We start from the raw sequence: 5,605 nt of genomic DNA on the forward strand, positions 1-5,605 counted from the left end.
CCGCAAATATGACCCGCGGCCGAAGATCACCCTTCGAGGGCGGATGATCAGAGACCTTGTGGGTTAGCTGAAGGATTCGGGACCGAAGCGGGCGATGGCTACGAAGGCGGCCAGGGCTAGGTAGGTGACGTTCAGGAGGGCGTGTTTGGGCTCTTGGCGGCGGGTGGTGACGATCGCGGCGGCGACCATGATTGTGGCCAGGCCGACGGCTGCCAGGGGGACCAGGATCGGGGTGATGTCCAGGGCCGCGGGTAGGATCAGGCCGATGGCGCCGAGGATCTCGACTGCTCCGAGGGTCTTGAGGAAGCCGGGGCTGAAGTCGTTGACCCAGCCGCCGCCGGGGGCCTTGGCCAGTTTCTTCTGGGGGATGAACAGCTTGTTAGCACCCGCAAAGGCGAAGATTGCGGCGAGCAGGCCGGCGACGATCCACAGAGCAAGATTCATGGATTTCTCCCGATCGGTTACCTCGGCCCTTCCGGGCCCGTCATCACTCCTGACGGGACTCGTCTGTGGGAGGTAACAACGTGAGCGGATCTGAAGCCGTGGCCGAAGCGTTCGAGGAGCAGCGCGGGCGACTGGTGGCGGTGGCCTACCGGATGCTTGGATCGCGGCCGGACGCCGAGGACGCAGTACAGGAAGCGTGGCTGCGGCTTGCGCGGCAGGATGCTGCCTCGATCGACAACCTCGCCGGCTGGCTGACCACTGTGGTGGGCCGGGTGTGCATCGACGTACTGCGCTCGCGCAAGGCCAATCCCGAGTCGCCACACGACGAGCGACTGCCGGAGCTGGTGGTGACCGAGTACGACGACGCAGCGCCCGAGGACGACGCGCTACTCGCCGAATCCGTCGGGCTGGCCCTGCTCGTGGTGCTCGATACCCTCAAGCCCGCCGAGCGGCTGGCCTTCGTGCTGCACGACATGTTCGCAGTGTCGTTCGAGGAGATCGGTCAGATCATCGGCAGGTCCGCCGACGCTGCCAAGATGGCTGCGAGCCGAGCCCGTCGGAAGGTACAGGGCACGGATCGCCCGCAGGATCAGCGGCAGCAGCACCGTGCGGTGGTCGACGCCTTTCTCACGGCAGCCCGGAGCGGCGACTTCGAAGGGCTGCTGCGGGTGCTCGACCCGGACGTGGTCTGGCGCACCCATACCCAGCGTGGCGTGATCGTCAGGCTGGGGGCCACCGAGGTGGCGGCCAAGGCCGCGCGCGGGGTTCACTCGAAGGCAACCGCGCGCCCGGCCCTCGTCAATGGCGAACCAGGGCTCGTGGGGTGGGCCACGAACGGCGAGCCGATGAGCGTGATGGCTTGCACCGTGGTCGACGGACGGATCGTCGAGATGGTCTCGGTGACCGACCCGGAACGCCTCGCGGCGATGGACATCCCGGGTCGGCCCGACTAGTCAGGAACTGGTGAGGACGACGAGTTGCTGGGTCGCTCGGGTCATCGCGACGTAGTGATCGACCGCTCCTTCGATTCCGGTGCCGAACGACTCCGGGTCGATGAGGACGACCAGGTCGAACTCGAGTCCCTTCGAGAGTTCCGGGGTCAGCGAGCGGACGCGAGACGTCGTACGGAAGGAGTCGTCGGCGCTGATGACGCAGGCGATGCCGTCGGCGTGTTCGGCAAGCCACGTGTCGAGGATGGAGTCCAGCTCTGAGGCAACGCCATGCACGACCGGTACGCCGCTGCTGCGGATGGAGGTCGGCACGTTGGCGTCCGGGAGCGCGGCCCGGATGACCGGCTCGGCTTCCGCCATGACCTCTTCCGGCGTCCGGTAGTTGATGCTCAGCGAGGCAAGGGTGCTCCGGTCGAGGCCGACCCGCTCGAGCCGTTCCTGCCACGACTCCGTGAAGCCGTGCCTGGCCTGGGCGCGATCCCCGACGATGGTGAAGCTCCGGGAGGGGCAGCGGAGCAGCAACATCTGCCACTCCGCGTCGGTCAGTTCCTGAGCCTCGTCCACGACGATGTGGGCGAACGGGCCGGCGAGCAGATCCGGGTCCGCAGTGGGGAGCGCGGTCACGTCTACCAGGCTCTCCTGGATGTCGTGCCCGCGCAGCATCGGCACCCAGCCCTCGTTGTCGTCGTCGGCCTCGATGATGTGGTCGATGACATCGGCCATGCGTTCGCGCTCGACCGCAGCAGCGGCCTTCTGCCGACGCTTCCGACGGGACGCCTCCGGGTCACCGAGTCGCTGCCGAGCCGCGTCCAGCAGCGGCAGGTCCGACACCGTCCAGGCCTGCGGATCCGCACGCTGCAGCTTCTTGACCTCATCAGGGCTGAGCCAGGGAGCGCACATCCGTAGGTAGGCGGGCACCGACCAGAGGTCGCCGACGAGGTCAGTCGGTTCGATCAGCGGCCACGCTCGGTTGAAGGTATCGACCAGTACCTCGTTCTGCTCAAGGGATCTGCGGACCAGATCAAGCGAGAGGTCGTCGTCTTCGTACGCCTCTTCGTGCTTGTCCAGCAGGATTGTGAGCAGCTCTTCCCAGACCTGATCGCGCACCTCGTTGTGCGGAGTACTGGGGTCTGCTGATCCGAAAGCCTCGGACCAATCGGCGGCGCTGAGCCAGATGTCGGACCAGTGCGTCTCGACCGTCATCGGCTTGGTTGGCGGCTCTTCGTACAGCCTGACGGCCGGCTCGATCGCCTTCACTATGTCCGCGGTCGACTTCAGGCGGGCGACGTCCGGGTCGGTTTCGACCGCCGCCGTAGTGCCCTCGGGGAGGAGGTCTCGCAGGGTGCAGGTTTGCACGCCTTCCTCGCCGAGGCTGGGGAGGACGTCGGATACGTAGGCCAGGTAGGGCTGGTGCGGGCCGACGAACAGTACGCCGCCGCGGTGGTGGCCGAGGCGCGGATCGGAGTACAGGAGGTACGCCGTACGGTGCAGCGCGACGACTGTCTTTCCTGTACCCGGACCGCCGTCGACGATGAGAGCACCGCGTGATCCCGCGCGGATGATGGCGTCCTGGTCGGCCTGAATGGTGCCGAGTACGTCGCGCATCCGGTCCGACCGGTTGCTGCCCAGGCTGGCGATGAAGGCGGACTGGTCATCGAGCGCGGCGGCGTGTCCCTCGAACCCTTCCGAGGTGAACACCTCGTCCCAGTAGTCGCTGATCCGGCCGCGGGTCCAGCGATACCGGCGGCGGCTCACCAGCCCCATCGGGTTCGCATGGGTCGCTCCGAAGAACGGCTCAGCTGCCGGCGAGCGCCAGTCGATCAGCAGCCGGCGACCCGTGCTGTCCGTCAGGCCGAGGCGTCCGACGTACACGGGCTCGGAGTCATCCGCGCTGACCATCTGTCCCAGGCACAGATCCAAACCAAAGCGGCGCAGGGTGCGCAGCCGAGTGGTCAGCCGATGGATCTCCAGGTCCCGATCCAGCGCCTCCTGGCCCTCACCGCCCGGCGCTTTGCGGGCCTCGTCGAGACGAGCGGACAGGTCGGCGATCGACTGCTCGAGGCTCTCCGCGATCGCCGCGAAGTGCTTCTCGTCGCCAGCGATCAGCGTCGCGTCGGCCTTGGGGGCAAGGTTCTCTGGGAGATCGAATGCACTGGTGGTCTGCGGGTTCACTTCAGCAGCTCCCATCAAGCAGCAGCCTCGCAGCAACGGCTGCGCCGTCGGTTCGGATCTCGCGGGCCACAGCGGTCGCCCGTACTGCGGTGTCCGGGGTTAGGGCTGTCTTCAGCGCGACCGACAGCGACTCGAAGGTCGGAGTCGGACCGTCGTGCGCGACGCCGATGCCCAGCTCGGCCACCCGGCCGGCCCAGTAGGGCTGGTCCGTTGCCTGGGGCACCACTACCTGAGGCGCTCCGGCCCGGGCGGCCGTCGTCGTGGTGCCCGCGCCGCCGTGGTGCACGACGGCGGCCACCCGGCCGAACAGTGCCTGCTGGTTGATCTCGCCGACGACGAAGCAGTCATCCCGGTCGTCGATCAGCGACAGGTCGGCCCAGCCGCGCCTGACGACTGCCCGGCGGCCCTGCGCTCGGACCGCCTCGATCGCCACCCGGGCGGTGTCCGTCGATCTGTGCAGCGGCATGCTGCCGAAGCCCACGAACACCGGTGGTGTGCCGGCGTCCAGGAACGCTTCGAGGTCGTCCGGCAGCGGGCGTACGTCGGGCAGGATCCACGCGCCGGTCTGTACTACGTCAAGGTCGGCCGGCTCCTTCCACGGGTCCAGGATCGGGTCCGACGCCAGCCACGGCCGGTCGCCGAGGACGTAGTCGCGAACGTGCTCCACCGGCGGCAGACCGATCGAGGCCCGATTGGTGTTGAGCGCCTCACCGAACAGCGCATCGATGCTCTGGGCATCCAAGTCCCACAACACCCGGTTCTCCGTCACGTCCGGCGGGAACGGCCGGCCCGGATACGCCAGCGGCGCGTGGTACGGCGAGGGCAGGGTGAGCTGCTGGAAGGTCACGGACACTGAGCGGATCCCCAGTTTCTCGCCCACCGACCGAGCTCCGGCCGCAGCCGGTAGGACGCCGGTCACCACCAGCGCGTCACATCCCTCGGCCGCCGCGGTGACCGCGTCGAACTGGCTGGCGATCAACTCGGCCGCTCGCTGGGGCAGGGATGCCGGCGCCGGCGCCGCTTTGGTCAGCTTCCGTGCCGACTGGCCGACCGGCACCATCGGTACGCCGACTCCGGCCAGGAGTTCCGCGAACTCCTCGTCCGGCGGCGCGCACACCCGTACCTCCGCGCCGAGTTCCCGCAACTGCACCGCCAACGCCGCCACTGGTTCGACGTCCCCGCGTGACCCGTACGTCGACAACAACACGCGCATTTTCGCGACTCCCCGTTTCATCGATTCCAGCTACGGCCGATGATTCTCCGGCACAAATGGGGGCTTGCGGCAAGCCCCCAGGTGCGCTATAAGTTAGGAGTGGAAAGGAGTCGTCACTCCTTTCCCTTTTTTGTTGTCCGGGTGACTGCCGGCTAGTTCGCGCCGACGACCTTGAAGGACTGGTCCACGAAGATGTGGTGGGGCCAGTTGACGCCGACGTAGTGGACCTCGTACTCGCCGTTGCTCAGCTGCACGACACGGTCGACCACGCCGCCGGGGTAGGCAGCCAGGGCGGCTTCCGTGGCCTGGTCCGCGGTTGTCCCGCTGACGATCGTCCCCTCACCCTCGGTGTAGTCCGTCGGAACCTGACCGTCCGCCTTGGCCGCGCTCGGGGCGCCGCGCTGGAAGGGGACCACGCCGGCCGCGGTCGACGCCGCAGTACCGCCGCCGTCATCCGCCTGGACGAGAACCTGCGAGGCGGTGATGGTCGTTCCGTCGGTCGAACCGAGCACGAGAACGTTGGTGCCGTTGGTGATGGCACTCGCGGTGGTGGTGGTCGTTCCGTCCAGGTATTTCGTCGAGAACCCCGTGGCGACGGTCACCTTCTGACCTGCGGAGGTCGTGAACGTGAAGCCGGACGAGCTCACGCTGTCGACCGTGCCCGCCGATCCACCTTCGGCCGGGCCGGACCGGGCGTTCGACGCCCCGTCGCCCGCCTCCCCACCGCTAAGGGGTCCACCACCGGGTGCGGGTTGCGCCGCCGCCGGTGGATTCGCAGCTGTCGAGTTGGACGTGGCGTAGCCGACGCCAACCCCGGCTCCCGCGA

General features: G+C 68.0%; 5 protein-coding genes. 1 reads left to right on the forward strand and 4 read right to left on the reverse strand.

Annotation, left to right across the window (positions count from 1 at the left end):
- Positions 1–63 precede the first annotated feature (63 nt).
- A complete protein-coding gene (locus VFG33_RS39740; RefSeq protein ID WP_325058214.1) occupies positions 64–444 on the reverse strand; it encodes a DoxX family protein in 381 nt (126 codons plus the stop codon).
- A gap of 80 nt (positions 445–524) precedes the next feature.
- Between VFG33_RS39740 and VFG33_RS39745 the strand changes: the two genes are divergently transcribed.
- Positions 525–1,397 carry a sigma-70 family RNA polymerase sigma factor gene (locus VFG33_RS39745; RefSeq protein ID WP_325058215.1) on the forward strand — a complete coding sequence of 291 codons (873 nt, stop codon included), beginning with the start codon at positions 525–527 and terminating at the stop codon, positions 1,395–1,397.
- On the opposite strand, the gene helR is transcribed toward VFG33_RS39745, so the two are convergent.
- From helR to VFG33_RS39760, 3 genes are all read right to left on the reverse strand, one after another.
- Positions 1,398–3,581 carry an RNA polymerase recycling motor ATPase HelR gene (helR, locus tag VFG33_RS39750; protein ID WP_325058216.1) on the reverse strand — a complete coding sequence of 728 codons (2,184 nt, stop codon included), beginning with the start codon at positions 3,579–3,581 and terminating at the stop codon, positions 1,398–1,400.
- Complete coding sequence (locus VFG33_RS39755) at positions 3,568–4,779, reverse strand: glycosyltransferase (RefSeq protein WP_325058217.1); 1,212 nt, start codon at positions 4,777–4,779, stop codon at positions 3,568–3,570. The genes helR and VFG33_RS39755 overlap by 14 nt, the downstream gene beginning before the upstream one ends.
- 152 nt (positions 4,780–4,931) lie before the next feature.
- A partial coding sequence (locus VFG33_RS39760; RefSeq protein WP_325058218.1) for a PepSY domain-containing protein occupies positions 4,932–5,605 on the reverse strand: 674 nt, incomplete at its 5' end.

The organism is Kribbella sp. (assembly GCF_035687465.1).
Classification (GTDB): domain Bacteria; phylum Actinomycetota; class Actinomycetes; order Propionibacteriales; family Kribbellaceae; genus Kribbella.